Origin of the sequence: Stenotrophomonas sp. SMYL89, assembly GCF_036319985.1 — a bacterium.
Lineage (GTDB): Bacteria > Pseudomonadota > Gammaproteobacteria > Xanthomonadales > Xanthomonadaceae > Stenotrophomonas > Stenotrophomonas maltophilia_Q.
In genome coordinates this window covers 192,375-211,776 of sequence record NZ_JAWIRW010000006.1, presented here as the reverse complement: position 1 = coordinate 211,776, position 19,402 = coordinate 192,375, and the positions used below count along the sequence as shown (strand labels likewise).

Sequence of the window (19,402 nt, the reverse complement as noted above, 5' to 3'; positions counted from 1 at the left end):
AGAGCCTTTTCGCGTTGCGAAAGGGATCCGACCCCAAAAAAAAATGGGCGGATGCCGGTCGAAACCGGGCATCCGCCCATCCCACCTCGGGTGGGCCCCGGCACGCGACCGGGGACGCATTCGCTTGCGAAGCGCCGAGCCCATGCTCTGCTGATCCGTCCGACGCTGAGACATCCGGCGGAAAAGCAGCCGAGCATGGGCTCGGCTCTACAGAATCCGGGGGGCGCCATCCATACGGAGGAAAGGCGCGCCGCAGACCGGTTACTTCTCGCTCGTGATGAGCTGCACGACGCTGGAGAAATCCAGCTTGCCGCGGCCGGCCTGGTGGTTCATCGAGTACAGGTTGCGGGCCACTTCGCCCAGCGGAATCGAGGCGCCGACACTCATCGCCGCTTCCACCGCCAGACCCATGTCCTTCAGCATCAGGTCACTGCCGAAACCGCCGCTGTAGCCGCGCGAGGCCGGCGCATTCTCCAGCACGCCCGGCCACGGGTTGCACACTTCGGTGGCCCAGCTGCGGCCCGTGCTGACCGCCATCATCTGCGACAGCACCTTCGGGTCCAGCCCGTGCGCCACGCCGAGCGCAATGGCTTCACCGGTCACCGCCATGATCACGCCCAGTGCCATGTTGTTGCACAGCTTGGCGACCTGACCGGCGCCGCTGGCGCCCACGTGGAAGATGTTCTTGCCCATCGCCTGCAGCACCGGGCGCGCGCGTTCCAGCGCGTCCTCTTCACCACCGACGATGAAGGTCAATGTGCCGGCCTGGGCACCGGCGGTACCGCCGGACACCGGCGCGTCGATCATCTGCAGGCCGCGCGCGGCGGCGGCTTCAGAAACCTTGCGTGCGCTGGCCGGGGCGATGGTGCTGCAGTCGATGACCAGTGCACCGGCGGGAATCGCGGCGAGAATGCCGTCGTCGCCCAGGTACACGCCTTCGACGTGGCGGCTGGCCGGCAGCATCGAGATCACCACTTCGGCATCGGCCAGGGTTTCGCGTGCCGACGCGGCCGCGCTGGCACCGGCGTCGACGGCGGCCTGCACTGCGGCCGGGACCAGATCGAACACGCGCACGGTGTGGCCGTTCTTGACCAGATTGGCGGCCATCGGGCCACCCATGTTGCCCAACCCAATGAATGCAATGCGGCTCATGCCAGGCTCCTTTCAGCGACGGGGGTGCCCAGGTCGGCCAGCGGATGCGCGGCATCGGCCCAGGGCGAAGCGAAGAACGTATCGGCCCACGCGGTGTCGGCCTCGGCCAGGCTGGCCGGGTTCCACTGCGGGTTGCGGTCCTTGTCGATCAGCAGCGCGCGGATGCCTTCGGCGAAATCGCCGTGGGCGGCGCAATGCAGCGCGGTGATGTACTCCAGACGATAGACACTGGCCAGATCCTGGCCGGCGCTGCGGCGCTGCAGTTCAAAGGCCAGCCGCGCCGAGCCCGGCGCACCAGCAGCGAGGGTCTTCTGTGCCGCCTGCAGCCAGGCATCGTCGGTCTGCAGGCCACTGATGCGATCGATGATGGCGGCAAGGTCATCGCCCTCGCACAGCCCGTCGACCTGCGCGGCATTGGCCAGCAGCGGACCGGTGGCGGCATCGCCGGCGTGGGACTGCAGCAGATGGCTGAGGCGTTCGTGGTTGTGTGCGGCATCGCCCGACCAGGCCACCTGCAGCAGCGCATCGAACACTGCGCTGCGGCGTTCTTCAGCCACGTGCACATCGGCCAGGCCGGCATAGATGGCATCACCCGGGTTGAGCAGGGCGCCGGTCAGGGCCAGGAACAGGCCGCCCTTGCCGGGCACGCGCGGCAGCAGCCAGCTGCCACCGACATCGGGGAACAGGCCGACGGTGATTTCCGGGAAGGCCAGCTTGGAGCGCTCGCTGACCACGCGATGGCTGGCGCCGGACATCAGGCCGATGCCGCCGCCCATCACGATGCCGTGGCCCCAGCACAGGATCGGCTTGGCGTAGGTGTGGATGAGGTAATCGACGCGGTATTCGACGTCGAAGAACTCGGCCGCGTAGTCGTTCTCGCGGATGTCGCTGCGGCCGGCCTCGCGGAAGGCGACCATGCTCTGGTACAGGCTGTGCAGGTCGCCGCCGGCGCAGAACGCCTTTTCGCCAGCACCCTGCAGCACCACCATGGCGATGCCGCCGTCGTCGGCCCAGGCGTTCAACTGCTTCAGCAGCAGGTGCGCCATCGGCAGCGAGAAACCATTGAGCGTACGCGGCGCGTTGAGCGTGGCGATGCCGATGCGGGTGCCGTTGCCGGCCACGCGCTCTTCGAACAGCACCGGTGCGTCGTCGGCAGCGGTGTCGGTGCTCATGCGTTCTTCCACTGCGCGGTGCGCTTTTCCAGGAAGGCAGTCACGCCCTCGACCTGGTCGGCGGTGTCGAACAGGTCGACGAAGGCTTCGCGCTCGGCCACCAGCGCCGAGGCGTGGGTGCCGGTGCGGGTGGACTGCACCAGGGTCTTGCAGGCGGCGATGCTGGTCGGGCTCTGCTTGCCGGCCTTCTTCGCCCATTCCAGCGCCAGTGCCTTGGATTCGCCCTTGCCAACCTTTTCTTCGGCCAAGCCAATGCGCAGTGCGGTCTCGGCGTTGATGCGCTCGCCCAGCAGGATCATGCGCTTGGCCCATCCCTCGCCCACCAGGCGCGGCAGGTTCTGGGTGCCACCGGCGCACGGCAACAGGCCGACGGTGGCCTCCGGCAGCGCGACCTGGGCGTGGTCTTCGATGATGCGCAGGTCGCAGGCCAGCGCGCATTCCAGGCCACCGCCCATGGCGTAGCCGTTGATCGCGGCGATCGACACACCACGGAAACCGGACAGCGCTTCGAAGGCTTCACCGAAACGGCGCGCGGCTTCACGTGCAGCGGCCTTGTCGCCGGAGGCGAACTGGTTGAGGTCGGCGCCGGCAGAGAAGAACTTCTCGCCGTCACCGGTGATCACCAGCGCGTAGATCCCGCGGTCTGCGTTGAGCGCGCCCACCAGGTCGCGCAGCGCCGACAGGCTGTGCACGGTCCAGGTATGTGCCGGCGGGTTGTTCAGGGTGACCACGGCGGTGTGGCCGTCGGCCTCGACCTTCAGGCCCACGTGCTCCTGGGTACGCCAATCCTTCATCGCAGTTCCTCTTCGGTGTTGAGCAGGTGACGGGCAACGATCACCCGCATGATCTCGTTGGTGCCTTCCAGGATCTGGTGCACGCGACAGTCACGCAGCAGGCGCTCGATCGGGTATTCGCGGATGTAGCCGTAGCCACCATGGATCTGCAGCGCTTCGTTGCAGACGTTGAAACCGGCATCGGTGGCGAAGCGCTTGGCCATCGCGCACCAGACATTGGCATCGCTGGCACCGGCATCGAGCTTGCGCGCGGCGGTGTGCACCATCTGCCGGGCGGCCACCAGCTGGGTGACCATGTCGGCCAGCTTGAACTGCAGCGCCTGGAACTCGGCCAGCGCCTTGCCGAACTGGCGGCGCTCGCCCATATAGCGGCGTGCGGCATCCAGCGCGCCCTGCGCGGCACCCAGCGAGCAGGCGGCGATGTTGATGCGGCCGCCGTCCAGCCCCTTCATCGCCAGCTTGAAGCCGCCACCTTCCTCTCCCAGAAGGTGGCTGACCGGCACGCGGACGTTTTCGAAGGTGATGCCACGGGTGGGCTGGCTGTTCCAGCCCATCTTCTCTTCCTTGCGGCCGAAGCTGATGCCCGGCAGGTCCGACGGCACTGCAATGGCGCTGACGCCACCTGCACCGACACCGCCGGTACGCGCCATCACCACCAGCAGCTCGGTGGCACCAGCGCCGGAAATGAAGGCCTTGGAGCCGTTCAGCACGAAGTGATCACCATCGCGCACCGCCGTGGTCTTCAGCGAGGCCGCATCGGAACCGGCACCCGGCTCGGTCAGGCAGTACGAGGCCAGCTTGATGCCCGAGGACAGGTCGGTGCCCCACGCATCGCGCAGTGCCGGCTGGCCCCACTTGGACACCATCCACGAGGCCATGTTGTGGATGCTGATGTAGGCCGCGGTCGACGGATCGACGTTGGCGAGCTCCTCGATGACGACGGCGGCGTCCAGTCGGCTCAGGCCGCTGCCGCCCACTTCCGGGTCCATGTACAGACCGCAGAAGCCCAGTTCACCGGCCTTGGCGATCGCCTCGCGCGGAAAGATGCCCTCCGCATCCCATCGCGCGGCGTGCGGTGCCAGTTCGGCCTGTGCGAAGTCGCGCGCGGCCTCGCGGTACGCCTGCTGCGCTTCTTCCAGTTCCGTCGTCATCGAGTGGCTCATGGCTGCTCCTGCCGTTACTTCAGGCTGATCGTGGTGTTGACGCCGTGGCTGAGCGTCTCGTCATCGAACCAGCGCGCGGTGACCGTCTTGGTCTGGGTGTAGAACAGCACCACCTGCTTGCCGTACGGGCCCAGGTCGCCCAGCTTGGAGGCGCGCGAACCGGTGAACGAGAACAGCGGCACCGGCACCGGGATGGGCACGTTGATGCCGACCTGGCCGACGTCGATGTCTTCCTGGAACTTGCGGGCGGCCGCGCCGGACTGGGTGAACAGCGCGGTGCCGTTGCCGTTCGGGTTGCTGTTGACCATCGCGATGGCGTCTTCCAGCGTCTCTGCTTCGAGGATGACCAGCACCGGCCCGAAGATTTCTTCCTGGTAGATGCGCATGTCGGTGGTGACACCGGCAAAGATGGTCGGGCCGACGAAGTTACCCTTCTCGAAGCCATCGACCTGCGGCTTGCGGCCGTCGAGCACCAGCTGGGCGCCCTGCTCCACGCCCGAGGCGATCAGGCCTTCCACGCGCTCGCGGGCGCTGCAGGAAATGACCGGGCCGACATCGGTACCGGCGACGGTGCCGCCGCTGACCTTCAGGGTCTTGGCCTTGGCCACCAGGTCCTGCACCCAGTTGCGTGCTTCACCGACCAGCACCAGGGTGGAGGCGGCCATGCAACGCTGGCCAGCGGCACCGAACGCAGCACCGACCATCGCGTTGAGGGTCTGTTCCTTGTTGGCGTCCGGCAGCACCACGGCGTGGTTCTTGGCGCCCATCATGCACTGCACGCGCTTGCCGGCCAGCGAGGCGCGGTTGTAGACATGGGTGCCGACGCGGGTGGAACCGACGAACGACACGGCCTTGATGTCCGGATGGTCGCAGATCGCGTTGACCACTTCTTCGCCGCCATGCACCACGTTCAGCACGCCCTTCGGAATGCCGGCTTCCAGCGCCAGTTCAACCAGGCGCATGGTGACCATCGGGTCCTGCTCGGACGGCTTGAGGATGAAGGTGTTGCCGGTGGCGATCGCCATCGGGAACATCCACAGCGGGATCATCGCCGGGAAGTTGAACGGGGTGATGCCGGCGCACACGCCCAGCGGCTGCATGATCGTGTAGGTATCCACGCCATTGGCCACGTTGTTGGCCAGCTCGCCCAACTGCAGGTTGCCGATGGCAGCGGCATGCTCGACCACTTCCAGGCCGCGGAACACATCGCCTTCGGCGTCCGGCAGGGTCTTGCCCTGCTCGGCGGTGAGGATGTGGGCCAGCTCGCTCATGTTCTCGCGGATCAGCTGCTGGTACTTCAGGAAGATGCGCGCGCGGGTGCCGATCGGGGTCTTGCGCCAGGTCTTGAAGGCTTCCTTGGCGGCGGCGACGGCGGCGTCCACTTCGCCGGTGGTGGCGAACGGCACCTTGGCCAGCACGTCCTGGGTGGCCGGATTGATCACGTCCTGCCAGTGGGAGGTGGCCGATTCGATGAACTGGCCATCGATCAGCATGCGGATACGGGGCGCTGCAACAGTCATGACGACAATCCCACGGGCTCGAAAGATGCTTGGCATTATTCACAGCACCCACCTCGATTTCCGGGCTGAATCCGCTTAATCTGGCCAACACGCCAGACGATTCATGTTAATTCTGTGAATTATTCAGCCACCCAGCGACAACTTGGCCTGCGCCTGCTGCGGCTGCGCGAGCAGCGCGGCTACAGCCAGGCCGACCTGGCACGAGCGCTGGGGTTGTCGGCCAGCTACCTGAACCAGATCGAGCGCAACAAGCGCCCGCTGACGCCGGCGGTGCAGAAGAAGCTGGGTGAGGTGTTGGGCGACGTTTCGTCACTGTTCGACGAGGATGAACCCGCTGCCCTGCAGGAGGCGCTGGGCGAGACCTTGCGCGACCTGGGCCTGGCGGAGGTGAGCGCGACCGAACTGCGCGCACTGGCCGGCAACCTGCCGCAGGTCAGCCGCGCCCTGCTGGACCTGCACCGCCGCCACCTGGCTCTGCGCGAACATGCCGCTGCCCTGGAATTCCAGCTGGGCGAGCCGGGTGCCGGCAGCACCCTGCCCGCCGGTGACCAGGTGCGCGAGTTCTTCAACCGCATGCACAACCACATCCCCGAGCTGGACGAACTGGCCGAGCGCCTGTTCGCCGAGTGGGGGTTGTCGCCCGGGCACGTGGCGCCGCGCCTGCGCCAGCTGCTGGCCGATCGCCACGGGGTGCTGGTGGAAGTGGCCGCGCTGCAGGCCGGGCGCGAGAAGCGCCAGTACGACGCCGGTACCCGCCGGCTGTGGCTGCCGGACTACCTGGAGCCGGGCCAGCAGGCGTTCCAGATGGCCGCCGAACTGGCCCTGCACGGCTACCTGCCACAGATCGATGCGGTGGTGGCGCGTGCCGGTTTCAGCGATGACGCGCGCATCGCGCAGGCGCGTATCGGTCTTTCAAACTACTTCGCCGGTGCGCTGGTGATGCCGTACCTGCGCTTCCTGCGCGCCGCCGAGGCCAGCAGCTACGACATCGAACTGCTGGCGCACCAGTTCGGCGTCGGCTTCGAAGCGGTCTGCCACCGGCTGAGCACGCTGGCGCGGCGCAGCGCGCCTGGCCTGCCGTTCTTCTTCATCCGCGTGGACCGCGCCGGCAATGTGTCCAAGCGCCACTCGGCCACCGACTTCCACTTCTCGCAGGTGGGCGGCTCGTGCCCGCTGTGGATCGTCTACGAGGCGTTCAACCAGCCCGGGCGCATCCTCACCCAGACTGCGCGCATGCCCGATGGCCGCCGACATTTCTGGCTGGCACGGCAGGTCAGCAGCGGGCCGGTCGGGCATGGGCAGCCACGCAAGACGTTTGCGGTGGCACTGGGCTGCGATCTTCAGCATGCCGAACGGCTGGTGTACTCGCTGGGGCTGGACGTGCAGAGCCCGGGCAATTCGGTGTCGATCGGGCCGGGCTGCCGGGTGTGCCCGCGCGAGGACTGCATGCAGCGTGCGTTCGCGCAGTTGCCGGGGCGGTAGGGTTGGTTCGGCAGGGCTGCGCCCTGCACCTGCTTCAATCCAAGGCAACAGCAAAAGCAACAGCGGGCTTTCCGTGGGATGGCGGGGTGGGTCCGGTGGCGGGGGACGCCGTAGACCCGTCCTTGGGGGCTTGGCCGCGGCATCCATGCCGCGGACACCCCCGCCACCGGACCCACCCCGCCTTCGACAGATCTCCGCGAGCTGTCAAAACGGCATCCTTTGCTGCTGTGGGTAGGTGTCGACCTTGGTCGACACGCTTGATCCACGCCACGCGTGGATGCTCTTCGATGAATGTTCGAAATGCTCGACTTCAACGGGGTTCCATCCACGCATGGCGTGGATCTGCTACCCGGTCAGTAGATCGGCGTCACCTTCATCTGCGGCAGCGGGCGTGGTGCGCCGTCGGTCAGGTCCGGGCCAAGGTCTTCCCAGGTGCGGCCCTGCTCGACCATCTGCGCCCACAGCTGCTGCGAGCCGCGACGCTTGTCGTCCGAGCCCAGCTTGTACGACGGCGGTGCCGGTTCACCCCGGGCGACCATCGAATAGGCCGCGCGGTAGGCCAGCACCTGCTGCGCCGGGTCGTCGGTACGCGCCACTTCCAGCGTGTAGCGCTGGTAGGCCGAGGCCAGGTTGCGCCAGCGGATCCAGTAGTGGTTCTCGAACGAGAACGAACAGAAGCGCGCACCGGCCAGGCTGCCCTTGTCGGCGATGCGGGTGAGCACCTCCTGTGGCATGTCCAGGTTCATGCCGCCTTCGTCGCCCTGCAGGCTGACGTGCACGATGCGGTCGCGGTAGCCCGGCGCGCGCGCCTGCAGCAGATCACGCCAGTTCTGCATGGTTGCCACCACCGCGAACAGAAAACGCCCCAGTTCCGCAGCCGCCAACGGCGTGGCGATCGACTGGTAGGTGCGCTGCCAGCCATGCCGGTTTTCGGTGGGCAGGAACACGGCGTGTTCCAGCGCCTGGCGGCCACTGCTGCCCTGGTTCACCTCTTCGGCGTGCTGCGGGTAGACCAGATTGATGGCGAAGGTCGGCCAGCGCGGCAACGCGGCATCGAACAGATGAATCGGGAAGTTGCTGCTGATGCCGCCATCGGAGAACCAGCAGATGCGGAACGCGGTGATCACCGGGCCGCAGGCCTGCCCGGCACTGGTCAGCCCTTCCATGCTGTCGGCCACGTTGTGCTCGGGGTCGGCCGCTGGCGCAGTCGGATCGCAGCGACGCTCGCGGCGCGAAGGTTCGTGCAGCGGCACGGCGCTGATCAGCAGCGGGAAGCTCAGGCTCATGCGCGTGGCCACCAGCACCGGCAGCTGCGGGCCCGGCGGCAGGTGATAATACTGGCGCCCCTCCACCTCCAGCGGCGGGCCAGCCTGCTTCACCAGCCACTGCACCACGCTGGCCGGGAACAGCTGCTCGAATTCCTCGCGCAGGAACCAGAACTGCGCGCCGCCCAGCGGCAGCGTACGCGGCTCGTTGTGCGACACGCAGGTGGTGATCATCTGCAGGCTGATCGCATGCGGGCTGTCCGGCTCGCCGGCATAGCGCGGCGCGTCGTGCAGGTCGGCGAAGGTGAGCGGTGCATCCAGCGGCTTGCCGGACAACTGCTGCAGGCATTCGTGCAGCCACTCGGTCAGTGCCGGCGTGCGTGCATCGCGGCCGAGTCCACTGCACAGGCCCAGCAGATTGCGTCGCGCCACGCGTGCCACACGCAGCGCGGCACCGGCCACACCCGCACCATACGCACACAGCAGCGACGGCAGCAGCGTGGCCGCCACGCCGCTCCAACCACCGCCCCACCAGCCCAGGCCGAGCAATAGCGCCAGCGACACCAGCACTTCCAGCGGTGCGATCTCGAACACGGCAACGGCCAGGCACAGCAATTTGTGCGGCAGGCTGGCATTGCCGGTCAGCACCACCAGCAGCCGATAGGCCGCGCGTGCGCCGCGCGCCGGCTGGAACAGGCTGTAGATAAAGCCGCGCCGCGACAGCTGCGCCGATACCGCCGACAACCCACCATAGCCGGCATCGCCGGGCAAGTGCTCACCGGCCTGCTGGCGGCGATCACCGCAGGCCGCCGCAGCCGCCACCGCCGCAGCGATGGCGCCGGCCGAAGTGCCGCCGATGCTCTTGAATCGATACTCGCGCGCCAGCGCCAGTACCGCATTGGGGTACACGATGCCGCTGGTGATGCCGCCTTTCATGACCAGATCGCAGTACTTGTCTGCCACTGTCTTGCCCCCGAGCATGCCGTCCGCCGCGTGGGTGCCAGTATGGCGCAGAGGCTTCTCAGGGCCTGAGAACACCACCGCAGTCCGAGCAGGAATCTGCGGCGTTCAGCCGATGGCATGCCTGCAGGCTTGACCCGCCCAGCCATCGGCGTAGCATCTGCAGCAAGCCAAGGGACAGACCTGCGGCTGCCACAACGACATGAGGGATTCTCATGGAATTCGACTATCTCGTCTTCATCGGGCGTTTCGAGCCCTTTCACAACGGCCACGCCGCCGTTGCGCGCCTGGCCCTGAGCCGGGCCCGCAAGCTGATCTTCCTGGTCGGCTCTGCCGATACCCCCCGCAGCCTCCGCAATCCCTGGACCGTGGCCGAACGTGCCGTGATGATCCAAGCCGCCCTCGACGGCCATGGCGACCGCCTGCTGATCCGCCCGCTGCGTGACCACCTGTACAACGAAGCCCAGTGGATCGCCAACGTGCAGCGCCAGGTGGCCGAGGCCCTGCGCAACGACGGCGCCGCGGCCGATGCCAGAGTCGGCCTGATCGGCATGGACAAGGATGCGTCCAGCTACTACCTGCGCGAGTTCCCCCAGTGGCCGCTGGTGGACGTGCAGCACACCGCCACGCTGTCGGCCACCGAACTGCGGCGTTACCTGTTCGAGGCCGGCGACGTGGACTTCCACGGTGCATTGCTGATGCTGCGTGGCAATGTGCCGGCGCCGGTCTTCGACATGCTCGAAGCGTTCCGCAAGAGCGCGCCGGCCTATGCCCAGCTGGTGGCCGAGTACCGCTTCATCGAGCAGTACAAGGCCGCCTGGAAGGATGCGCCCTACGCGCCGACCTTCGTCACCACCGATGCGGTGGTGGTGCATTCGGGCCACGTGCTGCTGGTGCGCCGCCGCTCGGAACCCGGCAAGGGGCTGTGGGCATTGCCCGGCGGTTTCGTCGGCCAGGAACAGAGCCTGCTCGACAGCTGCCTGCGCGAACTGCGCGAGGAAACCCGGCTGAAGATCCCGCTGCCGGTGCTGAAGGGGTCACTGAAGGGCCAGCAGGTCTTCGACCACCCCGACCGCAGCCAGCGCGGCCGCACCATCACCCACGGTTTCCACTTCGAATTCCCCGCCGGCGAGCTGCCGCCGGTGCGCGGCGGCGATGACGCCGACAAGGCGCGCTGGGTACCGGTAAGTGAAGCCCTGGACATGGGCCCGCAGCTGTTCGAAGACCACCTGCACATCCTGGAGTATTTCCTCGGCCGCGGCTGACAGGCCCGGCCTCCCCACTGGCGGATAGACCGCCGGTGCCACCCGACGCGAAGGAGCTTCCGTCATGCACTACCTCGATAATCTTCTCCTCAACACCGACAGCTACAAGGCCAGCCACTGGCTGCAGTACCCCCCGGGTACCGATGCCACGTTCTTCTACGTCGAATCGCGTGGCGGCCTGCACGATCGCACGGTGTTCTTCGGCCTGCAGGCGATCCTCAAGGACGCACTGGCACGGCCGGTCACCCACGCCGACATCGACGACGCTGCTGCGGTGTTCGCCGCGCATGGCGAACCGTTCAACGAGACCGGCTGGCGCGATATCGTCGACCGGCTTGGCGGCCACCTGCCGGTACGCATCCGTGCCGTGCCCGAGGGCAGCGTGGTGCCCACCCACCAGGCACTGATGACGATCGAGTCGACCGATCCGGCCGCGTTCTGGGTGCCGTCGTACCTGGAAACGCTGCTGCTGCGGGTGTGGTATCCGGTCACCGTGGCCACCATCAGCTGGCACGCACGGCAGACGATTGCCGCGTTCCTGCAGCAGACCAGCGACGATCCGCAGGGGCAGCTGCCGTTCAAGCTGCACGACTTCGGCGCGCGCGGTGTATCGAGCCTGGAATCGGCCGCGCTGGGCGGTGCCGCGCACCTGGTCAACTTCCTCGGCACCGATACCGTATCGGCCCTGTGCCTGGCCCGCGCGCACTATCACGCGCCGATGGCCGGCTATTCGATTCCCGCCGCCGAGCACAGCACCATCACCAGCTGGGGCCGCGAGCGTGAAGTGGACGCCTACCGCAACATGCTGCGCCAGTTCGGCAAGCCCGGTGCGATCGTGGCGGTCGTGTCGGACAGCTATGACATCTACCGCGCGATCAGCGAGCACTGGGGTACCACCCTGCGCGATGCAGTGATCGCCTCGGGCGCCACCCTGGTCATCCGTCCCGACTCGGGCGACCCGGTGGAGGTGGTGGCCGAAAGTCTGCGCCGGCTGGATGAAGCGTTCGGCCACGTGATCAACGGCAAGGGCTATCGCGTGCTCAACCACGTGCGGGTGATCCAGGGCGATGGCATCAACCCGGATATGATCCGCGCCATCCTGCAACGCATCACCTACGATGGCTACGCCGCCGACAACATAGCCTTCGGCATGGGCGGCGCCCTGCTGCAGCGACTGGACCGCGACACGCAGAAGTTCGCGCTGAAATGCTCGGCGGCACGGGTCGACGGTGAGTGGGTCGATGTATACAAGGATCCGGTCACCGATGCCGGCAAGACCAGCAAGCGTGGCCGCATGCGCCTGCTGCGCCGCCTGGGTGACGGCAGCCTGCATACGGTGCCACTGCCGGCCAACGGCGACGACACCCTGCCGGTCGGCTTCGAGGACGCGATGGTGACCGTGTGGGAGAACGGGCACCTGCTGCACGACCAGCGGCTGGACGACATCCGCGCGCGGGCTGCGGTGGGACGTTGAAGGTACGTCCCGCCCGGGGTCGGATCCCGTTGCAGCGCAACGGGCTCTGCCCCCTTGACCCTGGCCAGCAACCCGTCCACCGTGGGCGCGCCGAAGGTATCCCTCCAGGCGTTCACGCGCGGGGAGGGATTTAAACGGGAATCCGGTGAAGGCGCCTCACGCGCCCATTCCGGAGCTGCCCCGCAGCGGTGAATGGAAACGAATCCTGCCAACAGCACTGGGCTCACGCCTGGGAAGCGGCAGGGAGTAGGTGGGCTGCGGCCCGTGTCCATCAGCCCGAATACCGGCCCCGGCCGGGGGACACGACCGTCCCCTGATTCGACCTGGACTCTCCGCGGGGAGGGTGCCGGGGCCGTCGTCGTCCTGCGCGCGCAGGCGGTGTGGCCGCGCGCGTCCTGTTCACGGTATCCGGCCAGCCCACTTCCACGCCCTGACGCACCCGACGATGACCGAGTTCCAACGCCCCGCCCTGACCCTGCCCGCCGACGGCAAGCGCCTGCTGCTGCATTCGTGCTGCGCACCCTGCTCCGGCGAAGTGATGGAGGCGATCACCGCCTCCGGGATCGACTACGCGATCTTCTTCTACAACCCCAACATCCACCCGGTGAAGGAATACGAGCTGCGCAAGCAGGAGAACATCCGCTTCGCCGAGAAGCACGGCATTCCGTTCATCGACTGCGACTACGACACCGACAACTGGTTCAGCCGTGCGCGCGGCATGGAGAACGAACCCGAGCGCGGCATCCGCTGCACGATGTGCTTCGACATGCGTTTCGAGCGCACCGCCCTGTACGCGCACGAACACGGTTACGACACCATCAGTTCTTCGCTGGGCATCTCGCGCTGGAAGAACATGGCGCAGATCAACGACTGCGGCATCCGTGCCGCGTCGCGCTATGAAGGCCTGCAGTACTGGGACTACAACTGGCGCAAGGGCGGCGGTGCCAGCCGCATGATCGAGATCAGCAAGCGCGAGCAGTTCTACCAGCAGGAGTACTGCGGCTGCGTGTATTCGCTGCGCGATGCCAACCGCCATCGCCGCGAGAACGGCCGCGAACGGATCAAGATCGGCCTGCTGTACTACGGGCAGGACGCTGGGACGCCGCAGGGCGATTGACCTGTGCCGCCGGGGCGGCCACGCTGGTCGCCCCTTTGCGTTGTAGTGGATCTGCCATGACCGCCCTGCCCGCCGACGTCGCCCTGCTGGTGATCGACCTGCAGCCGGACTTCATGCCCGGTGGCGCGCTGGCCTGCGACCAGGGCGATGCCCTGGTGGCACCCATTGCAGGGCTGCTGGCGCAGCGCCGCTATCGCACGGTGGTGGCCACCCAGGACTGGCACCCCGCCGATCACGCCTCATTTGCCAGCCAGCACCCCGGCAAGCGTCCGTTTGAGACCATCCTGCTGCACGCACAGCCACAGACCCTGTGGCCCGACCATTGCGTGCAGGGCAGCGACGGCGCCGCGCTGCATCCGGGCGTGGACTGGACTGTGGCTGATCTGATCCTGCGCAAGGGCACGCGCCAACAGGTGGACTCGTACAGCGCCTTCCGCGAGAACCATGGCCCCGATGGCGAGCGTCCTGCCACCGGCCTGGCCGGTTGGCTGCACGAGCGCCGCATCCGCGAAGTGCATGTCTGCGGCCTGGCCCGCGACTACTGCGTGCTGTGGAGCGCGCAGGACGCAGTGAAGTCCGGCTTCCGGGTGAAGTTCCTGTGGGAGCTGACCCGACCGGTGACCGACGCCAACGATGCGATGGTGCGCGAGGCGCTGGGCAAAGCAGGGATCGCGATCATCTGAGTTGCCCTGTAGAGCCGAGCCATGCTCGGCTCATCCGTCAGATTCACGGCCTTGGGCCGAAGTGCAGCCGAGCATGGCTCGGCTCTACAGAAAGGCCCCTACCGGAATACGACGGTGCGATGCCCGTTGAGCAGGATGCGGTGCTCCACATGGCGGCGAACCGCGCGTGCCAGTACCAGCGATTCGGTATCGCTGCCCAGCCGCACCAGCTCGCGCGGTGCCATCGCGTGGTCCACGCGGGCCACGTCCTGTTCGATGATCGGGCCTTCGTCCAGATCCTCGGTGACGTAGTGCGCGGTGGCACCGATGATCTTGACCCCGCGCGCGTGCGCCTGGTGATACGGCTGCGCGCCCTTGAAGCTGGGCAGGAAGCTGTGGTGGATGTTGATCGCACGGCCGGCCAGTGCGCGGCACAGCGTGGGCGACAGGATCTGCATGTAGCGCGCCAGCACCACCAGGTCGATGCGCTCGTGCTCGACGAGGTCGATGATCTGCTGTTCCTGCACCGCGCGCGTTTCGGCGGTCACCGGCAGGTGGTGGAACGGCACCTGGTAGGACGCGGCCAGCGGCGCGAAGTCGGCGTGGTTGGACGCCACTGCCGCGATGTCCACCTTCAGCTGGCCACTGTGGGCGCGGAACAGCAGATCGTTGAGGCAGTGGCCCTGCTTGCTGACCAGCACCAGCAGGCGTGCGCGGCGGCGGCCATCGTGCAGCTGCCAGTCCATGCCGAAGCCTTCGGCGAGCGCGGCCATGCTCGTGTGCACGGTCTCCAGCGGCAGCCCGGCGTCGCGGTCGAAGTGCACGCGCAGGAAGAAGCGGCCGCTTTCCTCGTCACCGAACTGCTGGGCGTCGAGGATGTTGCAGCCGTGGTCGAACAGCAGGCCGGACACGCGGTAGACGATGCCGGTACGGTCGGGACAGGACAGGGTAAGAATGGAATCGGGGCGCATCCCCCGAGTGTAGGGCAGCGCCGCGTCCGCCGGATCGATGGTCACCGATGCAACCGAACAGCTTGGTTCAGTCCCAAGCGATACTTGGGTGTACCCGTGGCAAGCTGGTTGGTCATGAACCTGTTGCAACTGATCCGCAGCTTCACCCGCACCGCAGAGACCGGCAGCATTGCCGCCGCGGCCCGCATCCTTGGCATCAGCGCCACCGCTGTCGGCCAGAACATCAACCGGCTGGAGGCCCATCTGGGCGTGCGGTTGCTGAACCGAAGCACGCGGCAGCTGGCTCTCAGCGAGGCCGGCGCGCTGTACCTGGCGCAGGTGCGCCACATCGAAGCCGACCTGGCGCGTGCGCAGGCCATGGTCACCGCCGGCGACATCGAACCGGCCGGGCCACTGCGCATCGCCAGCAGCAGCGCGTTCGGCCGCCACGTACTGGCGCCGTTGCTGCCGTCACTGCAGCAACGCTACCCGCAACTGCAGCTGGAACTGCGCCTGACCGACCGTGCCGTGCAGCATGGCCCTGAAGCCGTGGATGCCAGCATCCGCATCGGCGCACAGCTGGAGGACGGCGTGGTCGCACGGCAGCTGGCGCGCGTACCGTTCGTGTTCTGCGCCTCGCCGGCCTATCTGAAGGCGCACGGCACCCCGCGGCAACCCTCCGACCTGGGCAGCCATCGTGGTCTGCTGCACCGCTTCCCCACCGATGGCCGGCCATTGCGCTGGGGCCTGCTGAAGGACGGCCAGCGCGTGGACGCCGCGCTGCCACCAAGCATGGTCTGCGATGACATCGATGCGCTGGCGACGCTGGCGGCGGCCGGTGCCGGCATCACTCGATTGGCTGCGTTCGTGGCCGAGCCCTACCTGCGCGATGGCCGCCTGCAGGCGGTGTTCGGCGCCGATACCGCGTGGCGCCCGGAACCGATGGAGGTCTACTTCTGCGTCAGTGACCGCCGCGACTTCACCGCCAAGATCCGCGCGCTGTTCGAACACCTGCAGGCCGGCATGGCGCCCGCCTGGCGGGTGTGAGCCTCAGCGTGCCTTGAACACGCCACGCGCGTCGCGCGGCTCGCAGCGCAGGTACTGCGGCGCCGGTACCACGCTCTCGCGCAGTGCAGCTGCGGCATGCCACGGCCAACGCGGGTCGTAGAGGATGCCGCGCGCCAGGGCCACGGCATCGGCGTGGCGATGGCGCAGGATCGATTCGGCCTGTTCCGGTTCGGTGATCATGCCCACCGCGATGACCGGCATGCGCACCTTGGCCTTGATCGCCGCCGCGAACGGCACCTGGTAACCCGGGCCGACGGTGATCTTCTGGCGCTCGTCCAGGCCGCCGCTGGAGACATGCAGGAAATCGCAGCCGCGCGCGTCCATCACCTGCGCCAGCGCCTCGCTCTGCACCAGATCCCAGCCGCCATCGACCCAGTCGCTGGCGGAGATGCGCACGCCCACAGCGACCTTGTCCGATACCGCCGCACGCACGGCGTCGAACACTTCCACCAGCAGGCGCAGGCGGTTGGGCAGCGAGCCACCGTAACCATCGGTGCGGCGGTTGCTCAACGGCGACAGGAACTGATGCAGCAGGTAACCGTGCGCGGCGTGCAGCTCGATCAGTTCGAAGCCCAGGCGCTCGGCACGCACCGCGCTGGCGGCGAAGGCGGCGATGACGTCGGCGATACCGGTCTCGTCAAGTTCCTGCGGCGCTGGATCGGCGGCATGGAACGGCAGCGGCGACGGCGCCACCGTAGTCCAGCCACGGGTATCGTCGGCCGGCAGCTGGCCGCCGCCGTCCCAAGGCCGGTTCACCGAGGCCTTGCGGCCGGCGTGGCCGAGCTGGATGCCCAACGGCATCGGCGACCAGCGGCGGACGCTGGCCAGCACCTGTGCCAGCGCGGCTTCAGTGCCATCGTCCCACAGGCCCAGGTCGGCCCAGCTGATGCGGCCGCGCGGTTCGACGGCGGTGGCTTCCAGGATCAGCAGGCCGGCACCGGACTGCGCCAGGTTGCCCAGGTGCATGGCGTGCCAGTCGCTGGCGCGGCCGTCCTCGGCGGAGTACTGGCACATCGGCGCGATGACGATGCGGTTGGACAGGGTCAGGGGGCCGAACGAAATCGGCGAAAACAACTGGCTCAAGACGGTGATGGACGACGAAGGGGTGCGTATTGCACCGCCGCACGGCCTGCGAATCAACCGTCTGGATGGATCGCTGTTTCGCGCGGCCTGCTGAAGCCGAGCGTGGGCTCGGCTCTACAGAAACCAACACCCCCTTGTAGAGCCGAGCCCGCGCTCGGCTCAGCCCGCCACCCAACCGGCCAACGCCTCGGCGCAGTCCCGCTCGTCCTTGAACTGCAGCAGGTCGTCGGCACGGGTACGGCCACGATTCAGCGCCGCCACCGGCAACCCTGCCTTCGCGGCCGCCTGCACGAAGCGGAAGCCGGAATAGACCATCAGCGACGAGCCCACCACCAGCACGGCATCAGCCTGTTGCAGGTGGTCATGCACCGCCGCCACGCGTTCACGGGGCACGTTTTCGCCGAAGAACACCACGTCCGGTTTCAGCAGGCCGCCGCAGGACGGGCAATCGGGCACCACGAAGCTGGAGAAATCGGTCTCCAGATCGGCATCGCCATCCGGGGCGATGCCGGCCTCCAGCGCGTCCCAGCCCGGGTTGGCGTCCAGCAGGCGCTGCTGGAAGTCCTCGCGGCCGCTGCGGCGTTCGCAGCCCATGCAGCGCACCTGGTCCAGGCGGCCATGCAGGTCGATCACGTTGTGGCTGCCGGCGCGCTGGTGCAGGCCATCCACGTTCTGGGTCAGCAGCACCTGCAGCGTGCCGCGCGCTTCCAGGGCGGCCAGGGCCTGGTGGGTGCCGTTGGGCCGGGCCAGGCCGAAGCGCGGCCAACCCAGCAGGCTGCGCGCCCAGTAACGCTGGCGGGTGGCCGCCTCGCCCATGAAGGCCTGGTAGGTCACCGGCGGCGTGCGTTTCCACTGGCCGTCGGCATCGCGGTAGTCGGGAATGCCCGAGGCAGTGCTGCAGCCGGCGCCGGTCAGCACGAACAGGCGCTGGGCGCGGTCGATGAAGTCGGTCAGCGGCGGGGTCATGGGAGCCAGATGGGGGCGCGTGGGCGCCCCCGCAAGCGCTGGTCAGTTGGCCGGGTCAGGCCGCCGGCAGGGGCGGCACCGCGATCGGGTGGCCTTCCTCGTCCAGCGCGATCATCACGAAGTGGCCGCGGGTACACAGCTTGCGCTCGCCGCTGTGCAGGTCCTCGGCGACCAGCTCCACCTCGACCTTCATCGAGCTGCGGCCGACTTCGACGATGCGGCCGATGGTCTCGACCATCTGGCCGATGCGGATCGGCAGCTTGAAGTCGACCTGGTCGCTGCGCGCGGTCACCACGGTGCGGCGTGAGTAGCGGGCGGCGGCCAGGAAGGCGGCCTTGTCCATCCACGCCAGCGCCTGGCCACCGAACAGGGTGCCGAGGTGGTTGGTGTGGTTGGGGAAGACGATTTCGGCCATGCGCACTTCGGTGGGCGGCACGGTCTCGGGAATCGGGGTCATGGGAGCGGCTTCGGTGTGTGGGGTCCCGTGATTTTATGCGACCGGCGTGACGGCCATCGGAACGAATGTGCAATGGCCACCTGGCAGTGGTGCCTGCGCAGGCCGCGTCCATGGCAGGCGCTACACTGCGCCACGACCACCGCCAGGACCACCCATGCCCGCCACTTCCGACCTTCTGGCCTTTGCACTGGTCTCGCTGGCCATGGTGATCACGCCCGGGCCGAACATGATCTACGTCATCTCGCGCTCGATCTGCCAGGGGCCGATGGCGGGACTGATCTCGCTGGGCGGGGTGGCGCTGGGCTTCGTGTTCTACATGCTGTGCGCGGCGCTGGGCATCACCGCCCTGCTGATGACGGTACCGTTCGCCTACGACGCGCTGCGCATCGGCGGCGCGCTGTACCTGCTGTACCTGGCCTGGCAGGCGCTCAAGCCGGGTGGCCGTTCGCCGTTCGCGGTGCGCGACCTGCCGCAGGACAGCCCGCGCAAGCTGTTCACGATGGGCTTTCTGACCAATCTGCTGAACCCGAAGGTGGCCGTGATGTACCTGTCGCTGCTGCCGCAGTTCCTGCACCCGGACGGCGAAGGCAGCGTGCTGATGCAGTCGATCGTGCTGGGCTCCACCCAGATCCTGGTCAGCGTCAGCGTGAACGGTATGATCGCGCTGACTGCAGGCAGCATCGCCGGCTTCCTGGCTGCGCGCCCGACCTGGCAGGCGGTGCAGCGCTGGCTGATGGGCACGGTACTGGCCGGGCTGGCGGTGCGCATGGCGGTGGAAGGGCGGCGGTAGCCGCCCTTTGTAGAGTGGAGCCATGCTCCACTGCTGTTCGCGAAGATCAATCGAGCATGGCT

Annotated in this window: 17 protein-coding genes and 1 riboswitch; of the genes, 7 read left to right on the top strand and 10 right to left on the bottom strand. The window is 67.7% G+C overall.

All coding sequences use genetic code 11. The annotated features are described in order from the left end of the window. Positions 1 to 261: 261 nt before the first annotated feature. Genes mmsB through V3B41_RS09990 form a run of 5 tightly spaced genes read right to left on the bottom strand, consistent with a single transcriptional unit; the run spans position 262 to position 5,801 of the window. Positions 262 to 1,152: a 3-hydroxyisobutyrate dehydrogenase gene (gene mmsB, locus V3B41_RS10010; RefSeq protein WP_004136647.1), complete on the bottom strand. Its 891-nt coding sequence runs from the start codon at positions 1,150 to 1,152 to the stop codon at positions 262 to 264. After that, positions 1,149 to 2,324 carry an enoyl-CoA hydratase/isomerase family protein gene (locus tag V3B41_RS10005; protein WP_329860898.1) on the bottom strand — a complete coding sequence of 392 codons (1,176 nt, stop codon included), beginning with the start codon at positions 2,322 to 2,324 and terminating at the stop codon, positions 1,149 to 1,151. The genes mmsB and V3B41_RS10005 overlap by 4 nt, the downstream gene beginning before the upstream one ends. Then, on the bottom strand, positions 2,321 to 3,118 hold the full coding sequence (locus V3B41_RS10000) for an enoyl-CoA hydratase (RefSeq protein ID WP_197619896.1): 798 nt from the start codon (positions 3,116 to 3,118) through the stop codon (positions 2,321 to 2,323). Before V3B41_RS10000 ends, V3B41_RS10005 begins: the two co-directional genes overlap by 4 nt. Continuing rightward, the gene (locus V3B41_RS09995; protein ID WP_049431356.1) at positions 3,115 to 4,281 is read right to left on the bottom strand and encodes an acyl-CoA dehydrogenase family protein; all 1,167 of its coding nucleotides are present in this window, start codon (positions 4,279 to 4,281) and stop codon (positions 3,115 to 3,117) included. The genes V3B41_RS10000 and V3B41_RS09995 overlap by 4 nt, the downstream gene beginning before the upstream one ends. A 14-nt stretch (positions 4,282 to 4,295) precedes the next feature. Continuing rightward, complete coding sequence (locus V3B41_RS09990) at positions 4,296 to 5,801, bottom strand: CoA-acylating methylmalonate-semialdehyde dehydrogenase (protein ID WP_049431353.1); 1,506 nt, start codon at positions 5,799 to 5,801, stop codon at positions 4,296 to 4,298. Between the two features lie 114 nt (positions 5,802 to 5,915). Between V3B41_RS09990 and V3B41_RS09985 the strand changes: the two genes are divergently transcribed. Further along, a complete protein-coding gene (locus tag V3B41_RS09985) occupies positions 5,916 to 7,283 on the top strand; it encodes a short-chain fatty acyl-CoA regulator family protein (RefSeq protein WP_049431349.1) in 1,368 nt (455 codons plus the stop codon). Positions 7,284 to 7,636: 353 nt separating this feature from the next. Here the strand turns inward: V3B41_RS09985 and V3B41_RS09980 are convergent, their stop codons facing one another. Then, positions 7,637 to 9,529 carry a patatin-like phospholipase family protein gene (locus tag V3B41_RS09980; RefSeq protein WP_049429762.1) on the bottom strand — a complete coding sequence of 631 codons (1,893 nt, stop codon included), beginning with the start codon at positions 9,527 to 9,529 and terminating at the stop codon, positions 7,637 to 7,639. A 188-nt stretch (positions 9,530 to 9,717) separates the two neighbouring features. Between V3B41_RS09980 and V3B41_RS09975 the strand changes: the two genes are divergently transcribed. From V3B41_RS09975 to pncA, 4 genes are all read left to right on the top strand, one after another. Beyond that, positions 9,718 to 10,773, top strand: coding sequence for a bifunctional nicotinamide-nucleotide adenylyltransferase/Nudix hydroxylase (locus tag V3B41_RS09975; protein ID WP_100443744.1), 1,056 nt, complete (start codon positions 9,718 to 9,720; stop codon positions 10,771 to 10,773). A 64-nt stretch (positions 10,774 to 10,837) separates the two neighbouring features. Next, positions 10,838 to 12,247, top strand: coding sequence for a nicotinate phosphoribosyltransferase (locus V3B41_RS09970; protein WP_049429764.1), 1,410 nt, complete (start codon positions 10,838 to 10,840; stop codon positions 12,245 to 12,247). A gap of 89 nt (positions 12,248 to 12,336) precedes the next feature. Beyond that, positions 12,337 to 12,554, top strand: a riboswitch (cobalamin riboswitch). Positions 12,555 to 12,692: 138 nt separating this feature from the next. Then, complete coding sequence (locus V3B41_RS09965; RefSeq protein WP_049429765.1) at positions 12,693 to 13,364, top strand: epoxyqueuosine reductase QueH; 672 nt, start codon at positions 12,693 to 12,695, stop codon at positions 13,362 to 13,364. 56 nt (positions 13,365 to 13,420) lie between these two features. Continuing rightward, positions 13,421 to 14,047: a bifunctional nicotinamidase/pyrazinamidase gene (gene pncA / locus V3B41_RS09960; RefSeq protein ID WP_329860892.1), complete on the top strand. Its 627-nt coding sequence runs from the start codon at positions 13,421 to 13,423 to the stop codon at positions 14,045 to 14,047. A 98-nt stretch (positions 14,048 to 14,145) separates the two neighbouring features. Here pncA and purU read toward each other — a convergent pair whose 3' ends face one another. Next, the gene (gene purU, locus V3B41_RS09955) at positions 14,146 to 14,997 is read right to left on the bottom strand and encodes a formyltetrahydrofolate deformylase (protein WP_049429870.1); all 852 of its coding nucleotides are present in this window, start codon (positions 14,995 to 14,997) and stop codon (positions 14,146 to 14,148) included. 114 nt (positions 14,998 to 15,111) lie between these two features. Between purU and V3B41_RS09950 the strand changes: the two genes are divergently transcribed. Next, on the top strand, positions 15,112 to 16,023 hold the full coding sequence (locus V3B41_RS09950) for a LysR family transcriptional regulator (protein ID WP_049429767.1): 912 nt from the start codon (positions 15,112 to 15,114) through the stop codon (positions 16,021 to 16,023). A gap of 3 nt (positions 16,024 to 16,026) precedes the next feature. Here the strand turns inward: V3B41_RS09950 and V3B41_RS09945 are convergent, their stop codons facing one another. The 3 genes from V3B41_RS09945 to V3B41_RS09935 all read right to left on the bottom strand — a co-directional run bounded on the left by V3B41_RS09945 (position 16,027) and on the right by V3B41_RS09935 (position 18,550). Further along, the gene (locus V3B41_RS09945) at positions 16,027 to 17,127 is read right to left on the bottom strand and encodes an NADH:flavin oxidoreductase/NADH oxidase (RefSeq protein WP_197620495.1); all 1,101 of its coding nucleotides are present in this window, start codon (positions 17,125 to 17,127) and stop codon (positions 16,027 to 16,029) included. 159 nt (positions 17,128 to 17,286) lie between these two features. Continuing rightward, positions 17,287 to 18,093, bottom strand: a complete 807-nt coding sequence (locus V3B41_RS09940; protein ID WP_100443743.1) for an NAD-dependent protein deacetylase — start codon at positions 18,091 to 18,093, stop codon at positions 17,287 to 17,289. Positions 18,094 to 18,148: 55 nt separating this feature from the next. Next, entirely contained in the window at positions 18,149 to 18,550 is a 402-nt protein-coding gene (locus V3B41_RS09935; protein WP_004153688.1) for an acyl-CoA thioesterase, read from the bottom strand. Between the two features lie 154 nt (positions 18,551 to 18,704). Between V3B41_RS09935 and V3B41_RS09930 the strand changes: the two genes are divergently transcribed. Next, entirely contained in the window at positions 18,705 to 19,340 is a 636-nt protein-coding gene (locus tag V3B41_RS09930) for a LysE family translocator (RefSeq protein ID WP_049429770.1), read from the top strand. Positions 19,341 to 19,402 lie beyond the last annotated feature (62 nt).